The 24,436-nt window shown below is 46.7% G+C and carries 17 protein-coding genes; 2 read left to right on the top strand and 15 right to left on the bottom strand.

All coding sequences use genetic code 11. From position 1 onward, the window contains the following. Nucleotides 1-377 precede the first annotated feature (377 nt). Together FHS16_RS27165 and FHS16_RS27160 are read right to left on the bottom strand one after the other, a co-directional pair. Nucleotides 378-689, bottom strand: a complete 312-nt coding sequence (locus tag FHS16_RS27165; RefSeq protein ID WP_183570125.1) for a transposase — start codon at nucleotides 687-689, stop codon at nucleotides 378-380. 58 nt (nucleotides 690-747) lie between these two features. Continuing rightward, nucleotides 748-1,050 (bottom strand): TetR/AcrR family transcriptional regulator, encoded by a 303-nt coding sequence (locus FHS16_RS27160; protein ID WP_246431993.1) that lies wholly within the window; start codon nucleotides 1,048-1,050, stop codon nucleotides 748-750. Between the two features lie 149 nt (nucleotides 1,051-1,199). On the opposite strand from FHS16_RS27160, the gene FHS16_RS27155 reads away from it, so the two are divergent. Next, nucleotides 1,200-2,123, top strand: coding sequence for a ketopantoate reductase family protein (locus tag FHS16_RS27155; RefSeq protein WP_183570123.1), 924 nt, complete (start codon nucleotides 1,200-1,202; stop codon nucleotides 2,121-2,123). 297 nt (nucleotides 2,124-2,420) lie between these two features. Here the strand turns inward: FHS16_RS27155 and FHS16_RS27150 are convergent, their stop codons facing one another. The 4 genes from FHS16_RS27150 to FHS16_RS27135 all read right to left on the bottom strand — a co-directional run bounded on the left by FHS16_RS27150 (nucleotide 2,421) and on the right by FHS16_RS27135 (nucleotide 5,457). Then, the gene (locus tag FHS16_RS27150; RefSeq protein ID WP_183570121.1) at nucleotides 2,421-3,185 is read right to left on the bottom strand and encodes an SDR family NAD(P)-dependent oxidoreductase; all 765 of its coding nucleotides are present in this window, start codon (nucleotides 3,183-3,185) and stop codon (nucleotides 2,421-2,423) included. A gap of 127 nt (nucleotides 3,186-3,312) precedes the next feature. After that, nucleotides 3,313-4,377, bottom strand: coding sequence for an LLM class flavin-dependent oxidoreductase (locus FHS16_RS27145; protein WP_183570119.1), 1,065 nt, complete (start codon nucleotides 4,375-4,377; stop codon nucleotides 3,313-3,315). 24 nt (nucleotides 4,378-4,401) lie between these two features. Then, nucleotides 4,402-4,899: a MarR family winged helix-turn-helix transcriptional regulator gene (locus FHS16_RS27140; protein ID WP_183570118.1), complete on the bottom strand. Its 498-nt coding sequence runs from the start codon at nucleotides 4,897-4,899 to the stop codon at nucleotides 4,402-4,404. A gap of 204 nt (nucleotides 4,900-5,103) precedes the next feature. Beyond that, nucleotides 5,104-5,457 carry a DoxX family protein gene (locus FHS16_RS27135; RefSeq protein WP_183570116.1) on the bottom strand — a complete coding sequence of 118 codons (354 nt, stop codon included), beginning with the start codon at nucleotides 5,455-5,457 and terminating at the stop codon, nucleotides 5,104-5,106. Between the two features lie 424 nt (nucleotides 5,458-5,881). Between FHS16_RS27135 and FHS16_RS27130 the strand changes: the two genes are divergently transcribed. Continuing rightward, a complete protein-coding gene (locus tag FHS16_RS27130; protein ID WP_183570114.1) occupies nucleotides 5,882-7,687 on the top strand; it encodes an AraC family transcriptional regulator in 1,806 nt (601 codons plus the stop codon). 192 nt (nucleotides 7,688-7,879) lie between these two features. Here the strand turns inward: FHS16_RS27130 and FHS16_RS27125 are convergent, their stop codons facing one another. The 9 genes from FHS16_RS27125 to FHS16_RS27085 form a co-directional block, all read right to left on the bottom strand. Continuing rightward, nucleotides 7,880-9,577 carry an extracellular solute-binding protein gene (locus FHS16_RS27125; RefSeq protein ID WP_183570112.1) on the bottom strand — a complete coding sequence of 566 codons (1,698 nt, stop codon included), beginning with the start codon at nucleotides 9,575-9,577 and terminating at the stop codon, nucleotides 7,880-7,882. Nucleotides 9,578-9,854: 277 nt separating this feature from the next. Continuing rightward, on the bottom strand, nucleotides 9,855-10,964 hold the full coding sequence (locus tag FHS16_RS32525; protein ID WP_183570110.1) for a methyl-accepting chemotaxis protein: 1,110 nt from the start codon (nucleotides 10,962-10,964) through the stop codon (nucleotides 9,855-9,857). Nucleotides 10,965-10,994: 30 nt separating this feature from the next. Next, nucleotides 10,995-11,480 carry a hypothetical protein gene (locus tag FHS16_RS27115; protein ID WP_183570108.1) on the bottom strand — a complete coding sequence of 162 codons (486 nt, stop codon included), beginning with the start codon at nucleotides 11,478-11,480 and terminating at the stop codon, nucleotides 10,995-10,997. A 391-nt stretch (nucleotides 11,481-11,871) separates the two neighbouring features. Next, nucleotides 11,872-14,979 (bottom strand): glycosyl hydrolase, encoded by a 3,108-nt coding sequence (locus tag FHS16_RS27110; protein ID WP_183570106.1) that lies wholly within the window; start codon nucleotides 14,977-14,979, stop codon nucleotides 11,872-11,874. 700 nt (nucleotides 14,980-15,679) lie between these two features. After that, nucleotides 15,680-19,216 (bottom strand): carbohydrate-binding protein, encoded by a 3,537-nt coding sequence (locus tag FHS16_RS27105; RefSeq protein WP_183570104.1) that lies wholly within the window; start codon nucleotides 19,214-19,216, stop codon nucleotides 15,680-15,682. Nucleotides 19,217-19,557: 341 nt separating this feature from the next. Beyond that, the gene (locus FHS16_RS27100) at nucleotides 19,558-21,168 is read right to left on the bottom strand and encodes an extracellular solute-binding protein (protein ID WP_183570102.1); all 1,611 of its coding nucleotides are present in this window, start codon (nucleotides 21,166-21,168) and stop codon (nucleotides 19,558-19,560) included. Between the two features lie 282 nt (nucleotides 21,169-21,450). Continuing rightward, nucleotides 21,451-22,323 (bottom strand): carbohydrate ABC transporter permease, encoded by an 873-nt coding sequence (locus FHS16_RS27095; RefSeq protein WP_183570100.1) that lies wholly within the window; start codon nucleotides 22,321-22,323, stop codon nucleotides 21,451-21,453. 46 nt (nucleotides 22,324-22,369) lie between these two features. After that, the gene (locus FHS16_RS27090; RefSeq protein WP_221226485.1) at nucleotides 22,370-23,290 is read right to left on the bottom strand and encodes an ABC transporter permease; all 921 of its coding nucleotides are present in this window, start codon (nucleotides 23,288-23,290) and stop codon (nucleotides 22,370-22,372) included. A gap of 31 nt (nucleotides 23,291-23,321) precedes the next feature. Beyond that, nucleotides 23,322-24,329, bottom strand: a complete 1,008-nt coding sequence (locus FHS16_RS27085) for a glycoside hydrolase family 130 protein (protein WP_183570096.1) — start codon at nucleotides 24,327-24,329, stop codon at nucleotides 23,322-23,324. Nucleotides 24,330-24,436: the final 107 nt, after the last annotated feature.

Below are 24,436 nucleotides of genomic sequence, written 5' to 3'. Positions count from 1 at the left end.
TCCCCTCTATTCCCGTGCGCCTTCATGTTGCCGATGTCTACTACGGAGTCCCCCTCTTTGTCTTTCATCTATATCCAACCGGGCGAAATCCTGCGAATAAGCGAGCATTCGTGAGAAAATCATATCGTACCAAGGGAGTTTTCGGTAGCCATAGGCATAACCGTCTTTAGCCACAAGATCCATTAGCCATTCTTGGATTTTGCTGTCCGGTATTATAGCGCCATCTTTCTGCAAAGAATAACCGGGTGCTTGGCGCCCCTCACTTACTGTTTTCACGGCTACTTTGTTATATTTGTGATAATAGTAGCTGGATCTAGGGATCTTAACCAATCGCAATACGAGCGTAATGGCGTAGCCCAGATGAATATAGTGGTCTGCTACTTCAACTTTGTCAGCAAATGAGGGTTTTTCTTTTTTATTAAGTCACGTAGAATGGCGATCTCTAGAGCTTGTTCACCTAGTAAACGTTTTAACTGATCGTTTTCTTGTGCCATTATCTTAGCATCAATTTCACTTACAGCATCAAGGGTGGTCTCGCCGTACTTCCCATTTTCAAACTCCCTAACCCATCGATGCAGCATATTGGCTGCTATCTCGTAACGGCGAGCGACAAGCGCTTTATTCCCTGTTTCTATGGCTTCTTTCACAACCTGCCGTTTAAATTCTTTCGAATGTTTATTTCTTGTCATGTTGTCATCCCCTATCACTACTAGTGTAATCCACTCACACTCTTAGTGTCCAACTTCTTTAGGGGGCTAAAGAGAGATGTTCTCTTTTGTCCAGACAATAGAGCGTATCTTGAACCGTATGCATCGATAGCTCTTTATTCGCTAAATCTTTTTTCATGTCATTCAATAAGTCAGTTTCAACAGCGTCTAACAATTCGTAAATGTCAGTAAAGTATTGATAAAAGGTGCTGCGGTTATAGCCTGACTTATTCGCAATTTCCTGAACCGAAATTTTCTCAATCGGCTTTTGGCTATATAACTCACAAAAAACTTCTACAAACTTTTGTCTTGTTTTCTCCGTTATTTGGGGTTGCTTATTCATGTTTCCCTCCTGCTAGCGATTAAGAATATCATCCGACAAATAATAAAAAACTGATGGTTGATCAAGGAATAATAAAGATTTACAATCACATCATACAACATGTTGTCTGGTGGTCAAAAGGAAATGTTAATAAGCAGGGGGTGGTTTTAATGTCTGCAAAACAAGTTAGAATTTTAATTTTTGGTGCAGGTGTCATCGGGAGCATGTACGCAATTAAGCTTATTGAAGCAGGGTATGACGTTAGCCTGTTTGCACAGTCTAATCGATATAAATCATTAAGAGAAAATGGCCTGCAATATAAAGAAAAAGGTACAGTTAGATCGATACAAGTGAATGTCATTGATACGCTCGAAAATGACGATGTATACGATTTTATTTTCGTTACCGTTCGTTATGATCGGTCCGAATCCGCGTTGATAGCGCTAAAAGATAATCAAAGCAAAAACATAGTAACGATGACTAGTAATTCAATTGGATTTTCTTCGTGGCTGGATATCGTAGGGGATAGACTTTTACCAGCCTTTCCCGGCTTCGGCGGACAGATTAAAGATGGAGTATTGCATGCTCGATTTCTACCAAAAGTTATAGCGGCAACTGCATTTGGAGAAATTAATGGTGTAGTGACAGAACGCATAGAGAACCTCGCAAAATTATTTAAAAGAGCAAAGCTTCCCTACGTTATTAAAAAGGATATGCAAGCGTATCTAATTACACATTCCGTATCAGACATTGCCATGTTGAGCGTTTTGCATTCTGAGAATAAGGCAATTGACAAAAAAACAGCCAGAACCAGCAAGACGGCACGCAAAATAACAGTCACTTTAAAAGCGTATCTAAGGGCAGTACAAAAAGCTGGCGTTTCAATTGACCCACCAATGCTTAAAATGGTGTTTAAATTTCCAAACTTATTTTTGGATCTATTCTTTATGACATGGCTACGAACTAAAATGGTTAGGGATATGATGTTGCCGGATTATGCGAATAATGCTAACAATGAGATCGTGCAGCTGAGTAATGATTTAATGAAATTTTTAAGTCAAAATGATGCCAAATCGGAATTACATGTTCAGTAATTTTTTTGGTAGAGAATGGAACAACAACAGCGGCAGTCTAAGACTTTATTTATCAAGTCTTGTTCTGTCGCTGCTTTATTTATTGGACCCCGTCTAAAATTTATTTTGCGATTTCAACTGGCAACGTTCGTTTCTACTTGGATTTTGTCTTGGACCGCTCTGTAATAAAGACAAATCAAATTTCATAAGCTTTTTCGACAACCTGCTTAACGATGCTGTTTTCAATGCCGTTAATCGTAATATCCAATTTCACGCTTTATTTTGCATGATGATCATTTTCGCACCGTGAAACGAGCTTTACCAAGCAGTCGCACCGCCATCGACTACGTAGTTGGCGCCTGTAATGTAGGATGCCCGGTCAGAAGCAATGAATACCGCGAGTTCCACGAGCTCTTCGGGTTGACCGAAGCGTTTGAGAAGCGTCTTTTTGGTGATCGCGTCCCGAGCTGCTTGGTTGTCACCGAGGTCTCGGTCACTCGCCGGGGTTAGGAAAGGTCCAGGACTAATCGCTACGGCACGGATACCGTGGCGTGCGCCTTCAAGCGCGAATTGCCGCGTCATTGCGATAACTCCAGCTTTTGCCGCGCTGTGACCGACCATCGGAGGGGTTTCTCCAGCAATCATGCCGGCCATGGATGCGACATTGATGATAACACCGCCACCGCGCTCCACCAGATGCGGCCATGTGAATTTCGACACAAAGAAGGGAATGTCGAGTTCGCCGGTGATCGTTCTCCGCCAGTCTTCGATAGAGAAATCGGGCATCGGGCCGAAATATTGTATAGCTGCGTTGTTGTACACGACATCAAGCCCTCCATAAGCAGATACGGCATCCTCAACCATCTTCTGAACCTGTTCCGGATCGGTGAGATCAATCGGAGCAATGCCTGTCATTTCAGCGCCAGAGCGTCGTACGAGTTCGACCGTTTCATTATTGGCATCTGCATTTATGTCGCACCCGACCACCTTTGCACCTTCTCGAGCAAACGCCAACGCCGCAACGCGCCCCAGACCTCCGCCAGTGCCGGTAATCAACACAATCTTATTATCAAGTATTCCCATAACTCTTCCTCCTGTCAGCGGTTTATGCAAGATAACATCTAATCTATACCCCGCCTGTATTTGTTCTTCGTCTGAAAGTTAATATTGTAAAATTACCGCCAAATCATTCATTATCCAATTGGAAGGCTTATGATCTCGAAATCCCTTCCTCCGCTTCCCATATTGCTACCTCTTCCCGAACGCGCGGTGCGACTTCATTGCCCAAAAGCTCAATAGCTTTCAAAACATCCTCATGCGGCATAGTGCCAATGGGTAAATGCAAGAAAAATCGTGTGAAGCCTAGATGTTTGCGCATTTGAATGATTTTGTTGGCCACCGTTTCGGGATCGCCTACGTAAAGTGCACCTTCCAAGCTGCGGGATGCATCAAAGTTTGCACGGGTATATGGCGCCCAGCCACGCTCTTTACCGAAATAATTAAACGAGGCTTGGGTAGGCGGGAAATATTTGTCGACCGCAAGTGAAGTGCTCTCCGCAACGAATCCAAGTGAGTGTACGGCTATCTTTAGTTTCGAAGCATCATGTCCTGCACGGGCAGCAGCATTTTTATAAAGCGGTATAAGCGGCGCAAATTGCATAGGGTTTCCACCAATAATCGCCAAAACAAGCGGCAATCCAAGCACCCCTGCTCGAATGACCGATTCCGCATTCCCTCCACTGCCGATCCATACTGGCAAAGGGTTCTGAACCGGGCGCGGGTACACACCAAGATTCGTAAAGGCAGGGCGATGCCCTCCTTTCCAAGATACTTTCTCCGAGTCCCTTAATTTTAATAACAATTCCAGTTTTTCCTCGAAAAGTTCATCATAGTCCTGCAAATCATATCCAAACAATGGGAACGCATCGACCATTGAGCCTCTACCTGCGATAATCTCGGCACGTCCATTTGATAAACCATCGAGTGTGGCAAATTGCTGAAACAAACGTACCGGATCAGCAGCGGAAAGCACCGAAACCGAGCTGGTCAAACGTATCCTTTTCGTCAAGGACGCCGCTGCCGCCAGCACAACAGCTGTCGCCGAATCCGCAAATTCCTTGCGGTGATGCTCGCCTACGCCAAATACATCCAATCCAACCTGATCGGCAAGAGCAATTTCTTCCACAACTTCTCGCAGCCGCTGCGCGTGACTGATCGTCTCGCCCGTTAGAACATCCGGCGTTGTTTCGACAAACGTATCTACACCTATTTCCATTTCTAAATCCCCTTCATAATCAAATTAATACCATATTTCAAAAAAGTCCGATCCCTCATTTTTATCATTGTTCTCACGATTCTTGATGCCGTGTCCGATTTTCTTCAACACATGAATGAGTTCGAGCTTCTCCTCGTCTGTCGCAAATGACAAGCTGTCCGAGATGAAATGCGCATGCTTGGGGAAGATTGTGTCGAAATAGTTTCGTCCTTCCCCGGATAAAGCTACATTTGTTTTGCGTCGATCATCCGGTGCAGCAAGCCGTTCCACAAACCTCTTTTTCTCCAGTTTATCAACTACATAGGTGATACTCCCGCTTGGAATCGAATTGGCTTCGCTTATTTTCTTAATGGAATGCGGTCCTTTGTTGTAGAGCAACTCAAGAATTTGAAAGGTTTCCCTATCTAGGTTGTAACTGTCAATGTTTCGTTCCAGGCTGCCGAATAGTGTTTTTATTATCTTTCTCATTACCCTTGAAAGCTTCAGATCAAGAGCCTTGCCCTCAGCATCGCGATCAGTCATTCTTCTACCACCTTATCTGGCTATCTTGAAAAAAAGAATAATAAAATGCAGCAGATACCTCGGTTTCAACCATGCGTATCCTATCTCCCTAAGAGCGGATGGATACGCATATTGACGGGTTGAATATCCTTCTCAAACTTTTGCACCATCCTGACATGTCTGAGGGAATTGCTCTTCCTTAAGCTTACTCTCCAGCTTCTTCCCTTATAGTGAGTTCCAGTTCAAACAGATTACGACTAAGGCAAGAACAAACAGAATGATAGGCATCATTGCTTTGGCTGCTGGGTCTTTGACACGAACCAAATGGACAAGAACCGCAAAAAACATCGTAACTGCCATTAATACCCCGCCAACCACAGCGTATGCATCGTTCCATATGCCAATAAAAATAATAGCTGCGGCGATGACTTCTACTAATCCCGTAAAGATCCGCATTGCCGATGAAAGCTTGTACCTCTTGAATTCATCCACCATCTGTTTGCTGCCAAACTTACTTAGACCAAACATCAGAAACCCAATTGCTAAAACACTTTGAAGCACGATTGAAAAAATATGCATACTTTCACTCCTCTGTTTTTTGTACTAGAATTATTTTAAATAAAATTATTTATTCTAGTAATATATAATATAAATATATTATTTAAATCTGTCAACACAGAAAAAAAGACATAGATGCCTCCGAAGAAGAACCCTGCCTGTCATTTCTTATCCATTAATAAGCCTATTTGCAATTGACGAGCTGTGAAGAGGATAAAGCGTTGTACTGTGCAAAAATCGAGTATGGTTTCCACACTTTAATTATGAACCTGAGATCTTCCCGTGAATTTAAAAGCAGCAGCTCCTTGTTAATGAAGGTTAAGCTATAGATACCATTACAATCTGCTCTTTATCCACTAGTGTCATTGCACATCCGAATGATGATCAGTAATATGAAGAGTGATGTTGCAGCAGAATCAACTTATCGTAAACGGGTGGTGACGGAGTGAAGCTGAACGAACTTATCCTATTATGGACATCCGCTTCTATTAAATTAATGGATATCAGATATACAAAAATATCGAGCAACGATGCATTAATGGCTTATCGTCTGCCCGCCAACATGTTTCTCTTTGCAGCACGAGGCTCCGCACAGATCAAATTAGACGGAGCGGAGTATCTCGTTGATCGTATGTTCGTGCTGCACGGAGGCAAAGGAATGTACATGAGTATTCAGCCGATGCAAGAACGATTCGACTTTTATCTGGTTTTGTACAAGGCTTGGCTGCCGCCACAGACAAGCCAAGAAATCCACAATATCATTTCTAAGGGCAATCCTTGGCAGGTTCAGTACGGATACGCTCCTTTGTATCCCCTGTCACTGTTTGAAAAAATTGAGCGTACCGCAAGTGAATGGCAAACCCCAGGCGATCTCGAACTGCTTCATGCGAAGACGTTGTTCTACCAATTTATATATGAGCTTATTCGCCAGTTGCGCGAGCAGGATGTTCGTATCATTCCAGCTGATCCTGCTGAGCAATTGCTAGCTTATTTGAATGAACATTTCACTGAACAGCTCACGCTCGAATGGCTGGCATCGATGCTGGACTGCAGCCCGAGCCATTTATCACGCACCTTCAAGCAGCGTACATCCTGCAGTCCCATTGAATATATGATTCGTTTGCGGATTAGCAAAGCCAGAAACCTACTTAAGGACACTGATGCACCGCTGCAAGAAGTAGCCTTGAGCATCGGCTATTCGGATGTGTATTATTTCAGCCGGATCTTTAAAAAGCAAACAGGGTATTCCCCTCTTCACTATCGTCAATTTTGCCGAAATTCGAATAGTAAGCAGCATAATCCATTCCTTATGCTAAGATCATCCATTGTTCCCCGCAAACTTAAACGTTATATTAATAATCGCAGTGATAATGATTATCAATATACGGATAAAGGAGCTTTTGCATTGATCAGAAATAGAAAACATTCAACCGCATTAACACTTCTGCTAAGCCTTACTCTTCTGCTTAGCGCATGCTCAGGCACGGTCAATAGTAATAACAACGTTGCCAACACGGGAACAGGCACCAACGCTGAAGCAAGTGGGAATACCGGGCAAAGCGAGACGAACCAGGCTCCGACAGCTTCTTCCACCGTCATGTACACAGGCGCCGATGGTGAGGTCGAGGTTCCCAGGAATCCACAGAGAATTGTTGTTTTGACTCATGCATATGTAGGGCATTTCATGGCGCTTGGCATCAATCCTGTAGGCGCACCGTCAATGACAATGGGAAATCCCTATTATAAGGGAAAGATAGATGGTATAGAGGATATAGGGTCCCCCGGCGGCTTTGAAATCGAAAAGATAGTCACATTGAATCCCGACCTCATCATTGCTCTAAAAGGCACGGAAATGTTGGAGGAAATAAGCAAAATCGCACCAGTAGTAACGGTGAATTACGGCGAAAAAAACTATAAAGAACAATTAATAGCATTCGGTAAGTTAGCGAATCGCGAAGATAAAGCTAAGCTGTGGGTGGATGCTTGGAATGCGAAGATTGCAGAATTCAAGCCGCAGGTGCTGGAGGTTGTCGGCGACTATATCTTCACATCTCCGGAAGCAACTGGCTCGGAGGATACAAGCCCTATGTATGAAACTGTATTGTGGAATGGGCTTCCAGCCGTTAAGAATAACCGGGTATTTTATCTAGACAAAAATGCTTCAGCGTTCAATGCCCCCATTACATTGGATGCTCTGCTGCCTATTATAGTCGATAGCTTCTTGAAACCTGCTAATGTCAAAAGCAACTGACCGCAGGTAAGCCAAGTCAACGTTGGCAGGCCGCTTACATGCCACAACGGTTCGTATCTACTATATGATTCAATTGAAAACATGGCAAAGCAGCTTTTACTTCTGCGCTGCCATGTTTTTGAGTTGCACATTGTTTCTTTTGATGAGTGGAACAGGACGCAGCGTCATATCATACGTACGGTACAACCCACGTTACTCGCCCGATAACTGTTGTTTGTACTGTTTATGCATCTTTGTCATATATTCTTCGACAGCTACGGCGCCTACCGCATCTAGTTCCTTCAAGAATTCCGCAAACTCCGTTTCGAACTCCGTATCTGACTTAGCTAGAATAACGGAGAAAGCATTTTCATATAGTCTTTTATCAACAGCTTGTTGTTTAGCGACCGTATCCGTGTCCGCTCCAGCCATCAAATTGCCAATCGTTGTAGCATCATACCAGTAAGGACTTAATGCCTGGTCTTTCTGCTGCATCCTTGTATTGTTGGTTGCGATCGGGTCATCCTTCAAAATCCAGTATGTTCCCCAGCTCGTTTGACCAAGATCGGATCCCACCAATCTGGAATAATGGTTCATACCGGTTTCCTTCTCGATGTTCACTTGTGCTTCGCCAGCGAGCCATCGATCCAGGTATGACTTCTTCAATGCCGGCTTACCATCCAACTTTTCCCACTGTATCCCCTCTGGTCCATTCATGGCCAGGAAGTTTCCTTCTTCCGTAGTCAAATAATTAAGCAATTTCATAGCTTCCTCGGGATTTTTGGCCTTGTCGGTGATGACAAGTGCCCCTGTTCCCTTTTTGCTTGCAGAGAAAATGGCCGGTTTATCCCCGCTCGGGAACTTGAATACGAAGTTCTGGAAATACATTTTTTCCGCATTAGGCAGCTTGGCGTCTGTATATGTCTTCAATACGTCAAAAGTCTGATTCCAACCGCCAATGTGAGCGGCGATTCTCGCGGCATAGAGCTTGGATTTCTGCCAAGCGGCATAATCCTGCGTAAAGGCTTCAGGATCGATTAAGCCTTCGCGGTACAGCTTGTTGTAGAACTGAATCACCTCCTCAGCCCATGGGGCTTTTGGCCAATATTTGACGGAATCGTCCTCGCGAATATATAGCTTGGAATCCGCCGGCGAACCGGCCATGGCAATCATGCCAAAGTAAGGAGATCCCCAGTTACGGTTGAAGCCGCTCATTGGGTACATGGTTTGCCCGTCAGACGTTATTGGATATTTTTCCTTTACACTTTTCAAATAGTTATACACATCATCAGACGTTTCCAGCTTCGGTGAACCCAAAGCTTCAAAGATATCCGTTCTCACCTGCAAACTGTATCCGAATCCAGGAGGCGTCGCACCTTCAGGCAAATAACTGTTGGTCAAATGATAGATATTCCCATTGCTTTGTTTGAGCATGTTAAGTGCGGAGCCAAATTTCTTTTTTAGATCCGGACCATATTGATCAATTAATTCGTTCAGAGAAATCGCTATTTGATCCGCGATTATTTTGGTTGGATCAGACAGCATAATGATATCCGGATACTCCCCGCTCGCGAGAACGACGTTCAGCTTGTCCTTTCCGACACCCGAGAATACTTCCCATTTCAGCTTAATGTTTAATTTTTCTTCCAACGCCTTAGCAACGGGATTATCCTCCCAGAATGGATCTCCAGTAGGGAAATTAGGCGTACCGCCGGCAGCGTTCACTATGGTTAATACGATAGGTTCTTCCTTCTCAGTACCGTTTGCGCCGTTAGTGCCTTTGTTAGTGCCAGTATTGCCCTCACTTTGATTTGGTGTATTGGTGTTTTGATTTGCTACGCAGGCGTTAAGCAAAGCGGCACACACAACCGCGACTACGATAAAGCTGATGAACCTAACATCCCGTTTCATGCTCGTCTTCCTTTCGTTTTTTTGAGTAGTTTGTGTGAGGCTTTTCCGTGTATCCTCAACTTTTCATCCCTTTACTGCGCCTATCGTACGTCCACCCACGAAATGCTTTTGCAAAAACGTTAACTGGCTGCTTTCAACTATTATTTTGATTGTCCTTTCCTTTCTTTTACTTCTATCTATGTATCCATCAAATTCAATAAAAAAAGCAGGGCCATCCCTGAAAGGCGAAGCCGCCAAAATGGGAACCCTACTGATGCATGTGATGCTTGCAATTATCCTATTCTAAAAATTTCGACATTTTATCCCGCAAATCTTGGTTTAATAGGTTCAAATGCTCTCCTAGAGCGGCGATCTCTTCAATCGAGCCAAGTTGCTCTTCAGTTGCGTTTAATACTTTTCCGACATTAAGAGCAGTTGTTTGAGAGACATGGTTCATCTCTGCGACAGATGCAGCAATTTCTTCCGAGCTTGCTGAAAGCTGCTCGGCGACTGCAGAAACATCATGGATTTGTTCGGTGACATGTCTTGCGCCTGATAGTATTTTTTGAAAGGCGTCACTTGTTTCAGTTACCTTTTGCACACCTGTGCTTACTTCATTACGAACATCCGACATGGCTCTAATTGACTGCTCATTTTTATATCGTATGTCTTCAAGAATATGAGTAATTTGTTTAGCAGCCTTCGATGACTGTTCAGCAAGCTTCTTGACTTCTCCAGCAACAACAGCAAATCCTCTACCCTGTTCACCAGCGTGTGCAGCCTCAATAGCAGCATTCAGTGAGAGCAAGTTCGTTTGAGATGCAATTCCAGAAATATATGCAATAATTTCACGTATTTTGTTGGAACTCTCGCCCAATGAATGAATAAGCTTATCGGATTCATTTACTGATTCCGTAATGGAATTCATTTGGATCATTACACTCTGCAAAGAAATATTGCCTTCTTCCGCTTCTACAGCAGATTGCATGGATGCCTCATAAACAATGGCAGATGCTTCGGCTATCCTAGAAATCCCTTCTGCCATTTCTTCCATAGAACGAGTGCTTTCGTCGCTAAATGTAGCAATTTGTACACTTCCTTGAGAAATTTGCTCGGTGCTGAATTTAATGGCTGACATGCCTCGTGAACTTTCAGTAGTAGTTGCAGAAAGTTCATCGGAGTAAGAGGCAATTTGATCGGTTGAATCAACCAGTTCCATAATTGCTAAGCGATGTGCACGACTTAAATGTGTAGTAGCATCACCTGCTATTTCAGTTTGCGCGGAAAGATTCGCATCGTCTTTTGAAAACTCAGCACTCAATCCATCGATGTGACGTTTTCCTATTAAGAGCAAGTAACCTCGCTTAATGACTTTTAGAATCTTTAATGCTTTACCTTTTGCGATCACATCTACTCAGTCCCTTGTCTTAATATTAAGTTACAGTCTAATGATAAACTCTCCTCCGCCATTCATATTGACCTCCTCAATAGTCGCCAAGGATTGGAACTTACGAGCGAAACCTCGCAAAATACCCAAATTAACCATTGCAGGGTAAGGAACATTACAAATAAAGCGAATGGTTTTTATATCTTCTTGAATACATTTGTATTCACCATAGTTTCCATTACGATGATTCATTTGGTAGGCTACATCCAGCAATGCAACTGCTTTCTCAAAACTATCCATTTCCGGAGGGAAAACCGAATTTTTAGTAATGTATTTACCAATTTCAAGCAATAAGTTGCTCCCAACCGAAGCAGAAAGATCTGTAATTACAGTAATTACATGATCAAGTGAGTACCATGCTTCAAGCTCTAATTCTACGATTCCTTTTTCTGCAAGCAGTGCCTTTACCCTTTTCTGAAATACACCGCATCCCTCAATGACACTTTTAACTGCCGATCCATGAACTTCAACAGACATTTTCAAATCCTCCTCTAAAAGTATTAAAACTTGACAGACAAGCATGCATTAGCAAGTTATAAAATGAACGCGCTGCCGCACAATATCGTCCAAAACCAAGTATCATGTTCATAAGTAAATACCCTTTTGGTCAAAGAATGTAAATTAATCATATGCTACATGATTTGCAGGGTCGACGGACTATGAGTATCATTTTATTAGATTATATAAAGGCATTTATCCAATTTTCTCAACATTTCTGCAATATACGATTTGCCTGTTCAACTTCACCTCAGCCAAGACCAGTAATTCCATAATTAAATTACATTTTAAACAAGAAAATCAGTTTTTAGTTGTAAATGTTTGGTAGCAAAATAAAAAAACCACCTGGGAAGGTGGCCAATAATAAAAATTAAAAACCGAGTATCTCACCCTGTCTCTTAGCCATCATCGTTATTTTCGGCGCTGCAGACCATCCAAACTTAACGAAAGCATAATGCTCTTGATACACCTGGGTATCCGGTGGCAAATCACGATCCGTCCATCCCACCTTGTTCGTGAAACTGTCCGGCCCGATCTTAAGCGGCTCCAGTTTAATATGGTGATGAGGACCGAGCAGATTGCGGCAGCTGCCTGCAAGCTCCAGTTCAATCCGATTATTTCCCGCTACAAGAAAAGCCCCGATGTCCGTCACGTAAGGCTCCCATATGAAGCTCTTCACTTCGTGGCCGTTGACCCGAATCTTCGTCACGACCGCATCCGGCTGCGAATCAAATGAAAATACGGCCTCCCAGTCTAGCAAGCCTTCCCCTACGTATACCGTCTGTTCAACTGAAACTCGCCCTGCAAAGAAAGGAAATCCTTGCCTCACCAAGTCGCCGCCATCAAGGATTTCTGGACTTTCCGTCAATGTGAAAGGACCCTCGGCTAACACCGTTCCACCCTCTCCCTCAACGAATGGAGCAAGAGGCTTTACGCCAAAATCACCTAGCAAATATACGTTCTCCAGCTCCGTATCGTAGGTTAGCTTATTGCCCTCCGACTCGAACGTCTTCGCACGCTCCATCGCTTCGTACGTTTCCGGCGCATTATAGAATTCTGATTCAATGACGAGTATGTTCTCCCCCGAAAGCAGCTTGCCGCTTAGATTGAGCTTCCTGAATGCGGTATCGAGCCACCAGCCGCAGTCTTGATTCGAAATCGAATATCCGTTCAATGTTATACTCGCCTTGTCCGGCCGTTCCATAACCAGATAAAGCTGCCGTTCAAGGCCCGTATCGAAGGAGACGTTAAATTGAAATTCGCAAGCGATTCGTACGGATCGACCAAGCTGCAGCAGCTTTTCCTGCAAATAGATAACAGGCGTCGATTCGCTCCATTCCCCATCTTCAACGCTCAGACGGCATGTGTCCAGTGTCAGGCTATTGAGATCGGCATGCTTTACCTGCCAATACTCAGTCAAAGTTACATCTGTCTGCAAAGCAGCAACTACAGACAGCTCCTTCGTTTCCTCTATCTGCACGTTATCGCTTATTGGCAGGCTTACCTGCTTCAGCATATAAGATTGTGAAGCCGCAATTGGAAGGACCAGACGAGCGAAACCGACGCCCTGCTCCTGCAAAAGCATCTCTTCTTTCCCTGTTTCCAGATCAAGCAGCGTTACGAGACCTTCCCGGCATAGCTCAATTTCCACTTCACCGCAGGTCGTCTCTCCCGAATTCACAATATAATATAGCCATGCATCTCCAAGCTTCAGCGTCTGAACATTCATCCTGTCAGTAGCGATAAGCTCTCCCGACGCTGTTTTCATGCGCACGAATGGCGCTGCGGCTCGTGATATCTTGTCTATTATAGCCGGATGATTTGCGGAAACCTTAATTGCTAACGCCAACAACTGCTCTAAGAGAGCATCTTCTTTACCTTCCATTAATGTAGGATACGGATCAACGACAAATACGCTGCCGCCTTGCTCTGCCATCTCAACCAACAGCTCCACCGTCGACCGGCTCCAGGTCACGCTTGGAGGCATGATAACGGACGAGTAGACCGCCTCGCCAACGATAAGCTTCCTGCCTTCCACTCTGCCATGCCGCTCTAGAATGCTCTCGCTTCCGTAATCATGCTCCATCAAGGAGCGGCAAAGCAGCCTTGAAAGCCCCGCGAATCCGTCATGATAAGGCTCAATGGCCGAGCTGTCTAATCCTCTCTGCTCAACCCACGCCGAACGAATCGGATGCAAGAGAAGGATGCTGGCTTGTCTCTCCCCCTCCGACAAGAGCATGGAGAGTCTTGCGAAATAGTCGTTAAATTGCTTGTAATCTGCCCACCAAGGCTGCTGATAGAAAAGGGACGGCGGATAATCCCTTTTACGCAGTCCTCTCAAGCTGTAGCTCTGCAAATGCTGGCACATCATGTTGATGCCATGCACGAACTGCCATTCGCCGATCCTCTTCAAATCCTGCATGCTGACGTTCCAGCCGGAGCAGCCGTAACTCTCCGTAATCGTCCGCCTCTTACCGAGCTGCCTCGCGACCGATCCGACCTGCTTCGGAACGAGCGGCTCATCTCCAACGAAGCGCCCAAGCCAGTCGCAGCCTGGAATTTGCATATATTCATAGAAGGACATCAAATCTCCGACAGATGTCGCTTGCCCCATAAGCGTCTGCTCATCAACCACATGGCCCGCGAGAGACCAACCTTTCTCCTCGCACCAATCGCCGATCTGCTTAGCATAGCTGTCCACAAACAGCTCCGTTACGCAAGACCAATACTGGTAGCGATGCTCCTTCGCATCCGCAGCATCCAGAAACAAGCTCGGAAGTATATCGAGCGCGCTCTTGCCGTTCCGCTTGCGATACGCTTCTTCCAGGTCGAACGACCAAGGTATTTCCCCTCTTCCGAACTGGGGTTCATCCGTGAACACCCCCTTAAGCACATGTTTGAACGACTCGCCGAAGCTGTTCCAATAAGCTTCATATGTACTGTCTATGAATGCCCGTATTGCCTGACGGCTTAATGTGTCTATATAATAGGGATTAACCTCCCAATAGATTCGAATATCCGCCTCATTTGCTCGCTCTACCGGCATCCGTGCCCAGCCTGTCCCATCAAGGACATAATAGCCAAGATCACGCGAACGGTCATCCCCACAGAAAGGCGCCTTTTCCATTGCCAGCTTCTTTTGCTGATAAGCGATTCCAAGCGCCGGCACGCTGCCCCCGCCGAATCCGCTAGGCCAGCCGTTCTCGTCATAGAACCATGGCTCCATGCCCAGCGATTCCGCTTTCTCGATACATGCACGGACTGCGTTCATCCATTCCTCGCCCATATACGGCGTTTGAAGTCCGCCTCTTGCGTGCATGAAGAAACCGCCAATGCCGACTTTGTTCATTTCCTCAATCTGGCGCTCCATCTCGGCAATCTCCAGCTTGTCGTTCCACGACCATAACGGAACCGATCTGTAGCTGCTGACAGGTTCGCGCAGCTTGTCCCAATCCCACACGCCATCATTTATTTTCATTTCTGTGTATCCTCTCCAGCGAGTCATTTTTTCCTATCACTGCTAACCTTTCAATGATTCCGCCGTCAGCTTCTTCATTGATTTATCGGCAAATCAAAAATCTACAGGTCTCGGAATGATCGACAAGCATGCTCCAACCCACATATAACACTTCACCATCTGCGAGGAGTCGCCAAGAATATCCGAACATGCGCTGTATTCTCCAACTTGCAGTTCACATTCCTTATTATAGTAGCGTTCGCTCAGCTGCATAATGCGGTAAACCGCACATGAAGGGCAGATTTCTTCCTCTCTTTCCATGACAACTCGCACAGCCATACACCATTGCTCTCTGAGAGATCAAATCCATATCCCGCTCGCAGTCCTCACAGCCACTTCCGTTGTACGTCGGTCAGAGTCAGCTATCATCACTAGCTTAACCAGTCGGATACTTTATCTTAAATACAACCCTAATCGACTATTCTAAGAAGAAACGCCTGACAGCGTCCTTTCAATAGACGCCATCGTTTCAGCGAAACGTATAGAGAAAGTAGGAGCAAACCCATATACTTTCCTATACGTCAAGCGTAAACGGCTGAAGCCGTCCTCTGGCGGCTAAGCTTACGTTTCGCGCAGAAATATAGAGAAAGTTGGCGAAATGATATACTTTCCTATATTTTAAAGAAAAAACAGGAAGGCATCCGCCTCCCCGTCTTCCCGCTTAATTCATTTTAGTCAGCATGAATGCATCATGTGCAAGCGTATAGGAATTACTGCCCGGGTCTTTGCCCGTAACCTGGAACCGGAAAATCTTATTCCCTGCCGAACTAAATGTTACCATGCCAAGACCGACTGTCTCATAGCCCTGCGGATTGCCATAATGATCGACAGGAAATCCATGCAGGACTCCGTCGATATACAGTTGAGCCGTTCCACGATCCGGATGTTTCTTGATTCGGGTGCTGATGGCATACGTACCCGCTGCTGGAACGGGAACCGAATAATCAATCCATTGGCCTACGCCGCCGAAGCCGCTATAGCTTAGCGATCCTCCGCTCGCAGCCGAATCAGAGCCGGTCGTCACCGTTGAACCTGCCGATAGGTTTGTAGTCAAGCTTTCGCTTTCGTAGGTCAGCGGCTTCTTCGTCAAAGCGATATAGTCAGTAGCTAGCGTATAAACGCTGCTGCTTGCGTTCTTGCCTGTAATCTGGAATCGGAACGCCTTCGTACCTGTGGAACTGAACGTCACGTCTCCTAGATCGACCGATGCATACCCTTGCGCGCTTTGGTATTGATCGACAGGCGCTCCTTGCGCAACCCCATCGATGTATAGCTGAGCCGTTCCGCGATCCGGATGCTTCTTCACCTGCACCTTGACGTTATACGTACCGGCTGCAGGAACATTAAGCACATATTGAACCCAGCCGCCGACGCTGCCCGGATTGGCGTAATTTAATGACCCGCCGCTTGCTGACATATCCGCCCCGTCCGTATTCGTACCACCGGAAGAAACCGTCGTAGTTGCCGTTTCTGCCTCGTATTTCACCGGCTCGTAAATCCGCGGCTGCAAATGCTTGTCAGGAGACCGGTATGTTAACCGGATCGTATCCGTGGCAAGTGTATATTGCGAGCTGGTCGGATTTTTGCCCGTAAGCTGGAATCGGAACGTCTTGTCTCCCGCCGAAGCAAATGCGTAATTCCCGAGATTCAATTCGACAAAGCCTTGTGTACTCGCATATTGATCCATCGGCACTCCTACCGCGACCCCGTCGATATAAAGCTGCGCAATTCCCCGATCCGGATGCTTCTTCACCCTTACCTTTACATTGTACGTGCCGGAGCTTGGAATATTAACTGTATAGTCTGCATATCCGCCTGCTGCATTGCCATTCGCATAGCTGAGCGATCCACCGCTTGCAGCCGCGTCGCTTCCGTTCGAGGAAGACCCGCCGCTGGACATCGTCAGCGGCAGGCTCTCCGCCTCGTGCTTGAAGCCGGACTCTACCGTTACGCTACCGCTGCCTCCAGCGCCTATAACGATATCAGCGATAAACGTTTTATTCGCCGTCCGATCAAAAATAACCGTTTTTCCGATCGTTCCAGCCGTACCTGTCGCATTGATCGTAAGGCTAGATGTACTTGCGTTTAGCGTGAATGTTGTTATATTCTCATCGGCATACAGCACCTGCATATCGGAGCCGTTATCCTCTTGAATCCAGAAGGCTTTGCCTCTGGACGTATTTTCCTTGAAGTTAACGGCCAGACCGGTCGTCTTCAAGTCGGCTCCCGTGAATCTGCCTTTATATTTATAGCCGATTGCGCCACTATCGTTCATTGTGACGTCTTCCACCAAATACGTCTTGTTGTCATCAAGCCAGCGCAGATTAAGAGTGAACTCGTCCGGCGCGGCAGCCTCATTGCCGGCCGTTGCGATGATGAGCGCCTTGCTTTTGTCGTCTGGTGCGTACATCCAAGCATATGGCCCTGCTGTATCATAGTTCGGACCGGCGTAGAGCGGCCGGATGATGCCGTCGGTTAGCGCTTTGATACGCGGATTTTTCCGCCAATCGTTGAACTTTTTCAGCGTGCTGATGCCTGCAGCGCTCCATGTTCCCGGATCCTTCGCGAATTTGATGACGCGGGCGGGCATGTACGAATAATAATCTTCTACTTTGCCGGTCGTAAGACCGCCATAATAAACCGAGTTGAGCGGCAAATAACCGAAACTGTTCGTTTGAATCAGCATGCTCTTATCGACATTCCCTTTTGAGGAGACGAAGCCATTATCTCCGATATGGAGCAGCCCAATATTACGATCACCTTGCGTCGGATAAATATCGACCTCGCTCGTCAGCTTCGTCAAGAAATCGGGATGGCGCGAGACGATATCGTTGTTGTAATCGCGAACGAGCACATTTTTACGGTAAACGCTGTCGCTCGGATGCGAAGTCGATGTCGCCGCCGAGTTCGGCCAGAACTCAGTCAGGTCGATCATCTGATGGGACAGATGGTAATTTGGAATCATCTCATCCTCCACTTGGCTGCGTTTGAATTCGATATTGGCAGGATCGGCCAAATCACGTCCTGCGTTATGATTGTCACCGGTCATGCTGAACCAGATGCCAAAGCGCATGCCGGCCGCGATGATCGTATCGGTAAGCGCCGCGAGATTCGTCGTGAAGGAACTTGCAGCAGTCGTCGTGTCCCTGGTCGTATTCCAGAAATCATCCACCATGACCATATCCATGCCAGCCTGCGTCGCCTTTGGAATAACGGTATTGCGATAATAAGCCTCATTCCGGTTGCCTAGCCATTCCCAGTCGTTTGTCGTGAAGACGGAAGTCGTGTGATGGTACTTGAATCTTTTGCGGAAATGCTCCTCAACCGCCATCTTACCGTCCATGATGTCACCCTTGAACGCAGTCATATTGACGGAGATGTATTCGAACTTCTCGTTCGGAAACAACACGAGCTGCAGAGATCCAGGATTCGTCGAAACCTTGACACCCGATATGCCGCTCCAAGCGTTAATGCCAGCAAACGGGAGGTTGTTCGCCGCTCCTTGCGTCTTCCAGTTCATCTCCGGCTGAAGCGTCCAGCCATCGCCGGTATTGTATGTCGTAATCGCGTTTTTGCCCGTGTTCATCGGCAGCGCGCCTGTCGTACTGCTCCATGTCATATTCGGAACATAATGCAGCGTATGTGCGTCGTTCGGAAAATTAAGCGCAATGATATCCGAAGCGGTAATCGTTTTGTTGGACGTGCTGTTATTTTTGATCAGATTTGAATATTTGAGCCCCGCCTTATCGTTATACATTTCGAATCGGAGCGTGACCGTCACATTTTGAGGCGACGTTCTTGTGATCGGAATTTCGAGTCTCTTGCCCCAAGTCGTACTGAATATCGAGATATTGTTTATCGTATCCGCACCAATCGTCCAGCCTCCGTCATTGGAATACAGGTCGCTGCCGCCGTAATTGTAGTAGAACAAATAATTGCTGCCGCTTCCCGTTAAATATTCCTTCCCCGCCTCTTTATTATAGAAGCTGGTCATCTGAATACTGCCGCCGGCGAAGGAAAGGACGACCCTAAGCACATCATTTTCCAGCGTCCATGCATTGCCGCTTTTCGTGATGGTTGAACCTGCTGCTTCTGCCGTCTGAACCGTTCCACTCGGAACGAGAGGAATACTCGTCATGCTTAATACAACTGCGAGAATCAAACAAAACAAACTGCGGAAACCAAATTTCAGCATCATTGAAACCCCTTTCATAAGTGAACAAATTTAAACGGCTGTCGCCGCCTTTTTGCGGCGCTGTGCGTTTTATTCCGAGAAATATAAACAAAGTCGGAGAAATCATATACTTTCCTATATTTCATGCGTAAACGGCTGAAGCCGTCCACCGGCGGAAAAGCGTACGTTTCGCGTAGAAATAGAGAGAAAGTAGGAGAACTGATATACTGATATATTTCAAAATAAACCCGCAAACCGCAGCGCTATAAAATCCCCTTAGATGAGAGTTTCTCGCTGTGATTTGCGGGTATGAAGCCGTTTTTGCTGATTGCCCGTTATGAGTGCCGTTATGATTTGCCTTGCTATTAGTTGCCGAGCGAATTCATGAAGGTGACATATTCAGCCTCAGCATCAGCGGTACCAGGGTACCATTCCTTCTCCAGAAACGCCTTGAACTGCTGCTCCGTGATCGTACCCGTAATAAATTTGATTTCGTTATCGTCTTTCTTCTTCATAAGATCCGGAATCGTGCTGTTCAAACTTGCGATCTTAGGCGCTCTGACGGCAGGCACGTTCACGATAGTCATTTGGCCAAGCGCCGCGTCGAGCTGCGATTTGTAAAGTTCAATCCGTTCTGTTGTCGTGGCATTGACGATCGATGCGCCTTCACCATTAATCGCATTGGCTGGCGTCATGTAACTGCTCGTAAGCGTCGACAGCTTCGTCGTCTGCTCGTCGGTACGAGAGATCGCTTTCGTTGCGGGATCGTAGCTGTCGAACGTTACGCCTTTCACGCCTAATTGGAACAGTGCGTTCGCTTCAGCCGTGTTGCCCCAATCGAGGAATGCGAGTACGTCGTCCACGTTTTTCGAGTCTTTCGGAATCATCCAGCCGCCCCACATAGCTGGCGTTACCCAGTCAGCTGCAACGCCATTGGCATCCTTCAATACACCGTGATACGTATATTTTTTGTCCGATTCTGGGTCTTTGCTAATATTGCCGAGAACCGTACTTTGATGCGCGTAGATGATACCCACTCGATTCTGATTCAGCTTCTCTTGATCGACGTAAATTTTGTTGATCAAAAATTCGGGATCGATCAGCTTCTCATCGTTCAACTTCTTCAAGTACGTCAAGTAAGGGATGTAGCCCGACATTTTCTCTCTGATTTTGTACGTTCCGTCAGCGTCCTTTACGCCGTCTACGACCGGAAGGCCGAAGGCAGCCGTCAAGAAGTTCGATGCGTTCCAAATGGTATTGCGGCCAAGGTCAGGTCCGGAGAAGCTTAGGCAATACGTGTCTTTCTGGCCGTTGCCATCCGGATCCTGCTCCGTGAACGCTTCGCACACGTTCGTCAGCTCGTCCAGCGTCGTCGGTGCTTGTAGGCTCACTTTGTCCAGCCACTGCTGGTTGATCATATAGCCCCAATGATTGACGGCATTCGTTCTTGGAATAATGTACGTCTTGCCGTCATTAACCGATTTGACCGCGTTCCACATGTCCGGCGTAATGTTTTTCATCAAGTTCGGATAGTTCGCAATTTTGTCGTCAAGCGGCTCCAGCAAACCGTTCTGCGCCCACTTCTCCATGTTCGCATCTGCGCCGTTGCCCGCCGTTCCCCAGTTGTAGATAACGTCGGGAAGATCGCCGGACGCCATCAGTACCTGCAGCTTGTCTACGTAGTTGTTAATCGGCGGCGCTTCGATTTCAAGCTTCACGTTCGCGATTTTCTCGACCTCGGCTATGACCGGGTTATCCTTGAGGACGATTTCCGCATTGACTCGGTTGAACATTTTGATCGTAACCGGTTTTTTAACCTCTGCCGCATCAGTCCCCTTATTCGTCGATTGCGGCGCATTCGTGCTGCCCTCACTCGTATTGCTTTCTTTGTTGCCCGAGCTGCAGGCTGCAAGCGCCGTTGCCAGAATCAACAAGGAAATGAGCGTTTTAGCCGTGCGGTGCTTTTTTGTAACCATGTCCTTCTCCCCTTTGATCATCGAATTATATTAAACCGCAGCTAACCGCAGATTTAACCGATCTAAGATGAAACGCCTGAAGGCGTCCTTTCTATAGATGCCATCGTTTCGGCGAAACGTATAGAGAAAGTATGAGCAAATTCATATACTTTCCTATATGTCAAGCGTAAACGGCTGTCGCCGTACTCTGTGGCAAAAGCAGTCGTTTCGCGGATATATATAAGCACATTTATAGGTGAAAACATATAAATTCTTATATATAAACAAACATACCTAATGCCTCTACCCTTTGATGGAGCCGACAAGTATGCCCTTCATGAAATATTTCTGCATAAAAGGATAGACCAGAATGATCGGCAGCGTGGAGAAAATGATAATCGCCATCTTGATCGTGAATTCGGTCACGCCGGAGGTTCCCGCATCCATTACGTCCTTGGCGACGCCGCCGCTGTCGACGACCATGTCCCTGACAATGAGCATGAGCGGCCATAGGTCTCTCTTGGACGTATAGATGATCGCGTTGAAGAACGTATTCCATTGCGTCACCGCATGGAAAATAACGAATGTGGCGATCGCCGGCTTCGACAGCGGCACGATGATCCGGAACAAAATCCGCAGCTCGTTCGCGCCATCAATAGAGGCCGACTCTTCCAAGCTCGGCGGAATGTTGCCGATAAAGTTTTTCATTAGCAGCAGGTTATAGGCACCAAGCGCGTTTGGAAGCACGAGGCTCCAAAGCGTATTGTACAGATCGAGCGATTTGATCAAATAAAAGTTCGGAATGAGCCCGCCGTTGAAAAACATCGTAAACGTTATGAGTACGAGAGCGAAGCCTCTGCCCTTCAAGTCCCGCTTCGAGAGCGGGTAAGCCGTTATAATCATGAGAAAAATGTTGATGCACACGCCGAGCACCGTAATGATGATCGTATTGCGATAACCGATCCATAGCTGATCCATTTTGAATATTTGCGTGTATGCGCTGAACTCCAATTTATTCGGAATCAACTTCAGCGGATTCGCTAAGTATTCGTTGTATGGCGTAACCGAGAAAGCGGCTACATAAAAGAATGGGAAGAGGCAGGCAATCGCGAACAACGTCAGGCAAGCGTAATTGATGATGTCGAATAGCTTATCCCCGCTGGATCTGATATTCATGAGAAATGACCTCCTGTCGATATGCCGCAGGCAACGCTTGTCCGCATCACCATATCCCGTCTTCCTTCATGAGCTTCGCGATTCGGTTGCTTACCAGCAGGAAGATGAGGCCGATGACGGAAGTGAACAGGCCGACGGTGGCGCCGAAGGAAAACCTTCCGCCGAGTATGCCTACCCGGTACGCATACGTTTCGAACACTTCGGAGACGCCGAGGTTCATCGGATTTTGGAGCACGAATATTTGCTCGAAGCCGTTGTTCATAATGTGGCCAAGCCGCAAAATGAGCAGGATAATAATGGTTGATTTGATGCTGGGTATCGTAATAGACCACAGTCTCTGCAGACGGCTGGCACCGTCGATGCTTGCCGCTTCGTACAATTCCGAATTGATGGAGGCGATCGCGGCTAGGTAAATGATGCTCTCCCAGCCCGAGTCCTTCCAAATGCTGCTGAGCACAACAAGCGGCCGGAAATAATCGTTGTCGGCAAGGAAGAAGATCGACTCGATACCGAGCGACTTCAAAAACAGATTGAGCACGCCCCAGGACGGTGACAGGAAGTTGACCAGGATGCCGCCGATGACGACCCATGATATGAAATGCGGCAAATAGATGATCGTTTGCGTTATTTTCTGATAAGTCCGGTTTCTCATTTCATTCAGGAATAAAGCGAGAATGATAGGAAATGGAAATCCGATAACCAGCTTCAGAAAACTTAAATAAAGCGAATTCCAAAATACAGTATAGAAGTCGCTCAGCCCGAACATATATCTGAAGTTCTCGAAGCCGATCCATGCGCTGTTCCATATGCCCTTGGCGAAGTTGAAATCCTTGAAGGCGATAATGACGCCGTACATCGGCACGTAATTGAATACGAGGAAATAGATAATGCCGGGCAGCAGCAGCAGATACAGGAATTTCTTTTTGTTCAAATACCGAAACGTTTTTTTAGAGCTTGTCGCGAACATGGCCCACACCTCCATCCTTTGAATCCATTGTCTACTTCAGGACAAGGCTGAGCAGATCGTCCACGTGCGCGGTTGCCAAGCATTCGTAAGCGTCTCCTGCCCCGTAATAGATCTTCACCTCTCCCGATTGTTCCAAAATCATTCCTCCGGGAAATATGACGTGATCGCGGAAACCGCCTGCCTTCTCGTAAGGAGCATCCGGCGCCATCAGCGGCTCTTCATATAACCCGATTATTTTCTTGGGGTTCTCCAAGTCAAGCAGCATGAGCCCTGCTGAATAACGCTTCTTCCAGCTATCCTCCCAGCCGTTCTTGCCGCGGGACGGATCGATATCGACCGCATGGAACGTCGTTAGCCAGCCTTTCTTCGTCTTGATCGGCGGCGCTGCAGGACCAAGCTTCGCATTGGCGAAAGGTACGCGTTCGACAGGAAGCAGCAGATCGGAGTTGCCCCAATCCTTCAAATCGGCTGAGTCCGAAATCCATATGTCGAACCGCTCCTTCCCTTCACGGCTATAGATCGTGAACGGTCTCTCGAGCCGGACATAACGGCCGCCGATCTTCTCCGGAAACAGTACCATATTGCGATTGTCCGGCGCGCTCATGCTAAGCACTTCAAAATGCTCCATATCGTCGGTTACCGCGATTCCGCCGCGAATGCCGTGCAGCGTATCGACCGCGAAGCACATGTAACAGCGGCCTTCGATTACGGTCAGCCTCGGATCATAAGTCCGTATGATCTCTTCATTCCTCAGATCGAAGATCGGTTCGGGTTTCACTTCCCAATTGATGCCATCGCGGCTGAACGCGATACCGAGGTTTGTCGTACTGGAGGGGAAAAGCGTCTGCTTATCCGGTTGTCCGTAATCGTTGCGGAACACCATCACGTATTGGTCTTGGAATTTGGTTACGCCGGCGTTGAATACGAGCGCGGGATTGTAAGGTACATCCTCTCTCGTAAGAATGGGATTGTTCGGGTGACGCAGGATGACCGAGCTTGACGCAAGCTCTCCGATCAGTCCAATTGACGGTAATATCATGTAAATCCTCCTTGATGTTCGTAAATTGATTAGCGCTTACAAACACAGTTTATGGTATAATCGCTCAGTCAACGGTGCAAAAATTATTGTCAACACACTAATTTTTA

The sequence above is a fragment of the Paenibacillus endophyticus genome (assembly GCF_014192395.1).
Taxonomy (GTDB): domain Bacteria; phylum Bacillota; class Bacilli; order Paenibacillales; family Paenibacillaceae; genus Pristimantibacillus; species Pristimantibacillus endophyticus.
Note: the sequence above shows the minus strand (reverse complement) of the source record. Positions and strands in the feature narration are given on the sequence as shown.

What these genes read in the sequence shown, in the direction of transcription:
- FHS16_RS27165 (WP_183570125.1), bottom strand. Translation starts at nt 689, where the DNA reads ATGACAAGAAATAAACATTCGAAAGAATTTAAACGGCAGGTTGTGAAA.
- FHS16_RS27160 (WP_246431993.1), bottom strand. Translation starts at nt 1,050, where the DNA reads ATGAATAAGCAACCCCAAATAACGGAGAAAACAAGACAAAAGTTTGTA.
- FHS16_RS27155 (WP_183570123.1), top strand. Translation starts at nt 1,200, where the DNA reads ATGTCTGCAAAACAAGTTAGAATTTTAATTTTTGGTGCAGGTGTCATC.
- FHS16_RS27150 (WP_183570121.1), bottom strand. Translation starts at nt 3,185, where the DNA reads ATGGGAATACTTGATAATAAGATTGTGTTGATTACCGGCACTGGCGGA.
- FHS16_RS27145 (WP_183570119.1), bottom strand. Translation starts at nt 4,377, where the DNA reads ATGGAAATAGGTGTAGATACGTTTGTCGAAACAACGCCGGATGTTCTA.
- FHS16_RS27140 (WP_183570118.1), bottom strand. Translation starts at nt 4,899, where the DNA reads ATGACTGATCGCGATGCTGAGGGCAAGGCTCTTGATCTGAAGCTTTCA.
- FHS16_RS27135 (WP_183570116.1), bottom strand. Translation starts at nt 5,457, where the DNA reads ATGCATATTTTTTCAATCGTGCTTCAAAGTGTTTTAGCAATTGGGTTT.
- FHS16_RS27125 (WP_183570112.1), bottom strand. Translation starts at nt 9,577, where the DNA reads ATGAAACGGGATGTTAGGTTCATCAGCTTTATCGTAGTCGCGGTTGTG.
- FHS16_RS27115 (WP_183570108.1), bottom strand. Translation starts at nt 11,480, where the DNA reads ATGTCTGTTGAAGTTCATGGATCGGCAGTTAAAAGTGTCATTGAGGGA.
- FHS16_RS27110 (WP_183570106.1), bottom strand. Translation starts at nt 14,979, where the DNA reads ATGAAAATAAATGATGGCGTGTGGGATTGGGACAAGCTGCGCGAACCT.
- FHS16_RS27105 (WP_183570104.1), bottom strand. Translation starts at nt 19,216, where the DNA reads ATGATGCTGAAATTTGGTTTCCGCAGTTTGTTTTGTTTGATTCTCGCA.
- FHS16_RS27100 (WP_183570102.1), bottom strand. Translation starts at nt 21,168, where the DNA reads ATGGTTACAAAAAAGCACCGCACGGCTAAAACGCTCATTTCCTTGTTG.
- FHS16_RS27095 (WP_183570100.1), bottom strand. Translation starts at nt 22,323, where the DNA reads ATGAATATCAGATCCAGCGGGGATAAGCTATTCGACATCATCAATTAC.
- FHS16_RS27090 (WP_221226485.1), bottom strand. Translation starts at nt 23,290, where the DNA reads ATGTTCGCGACAAGCTCTAAAAAAACGTTTCGGTATTTGAACAAAAAG.
- FHS16_RS27085 (WP_183570096.1), bottom strand. Translation starts at nt 24,329, where the DNA reads ATGATATTACCGTCAATTGGACTGATCGGAGAGCTTGCGTCAAGCTCG.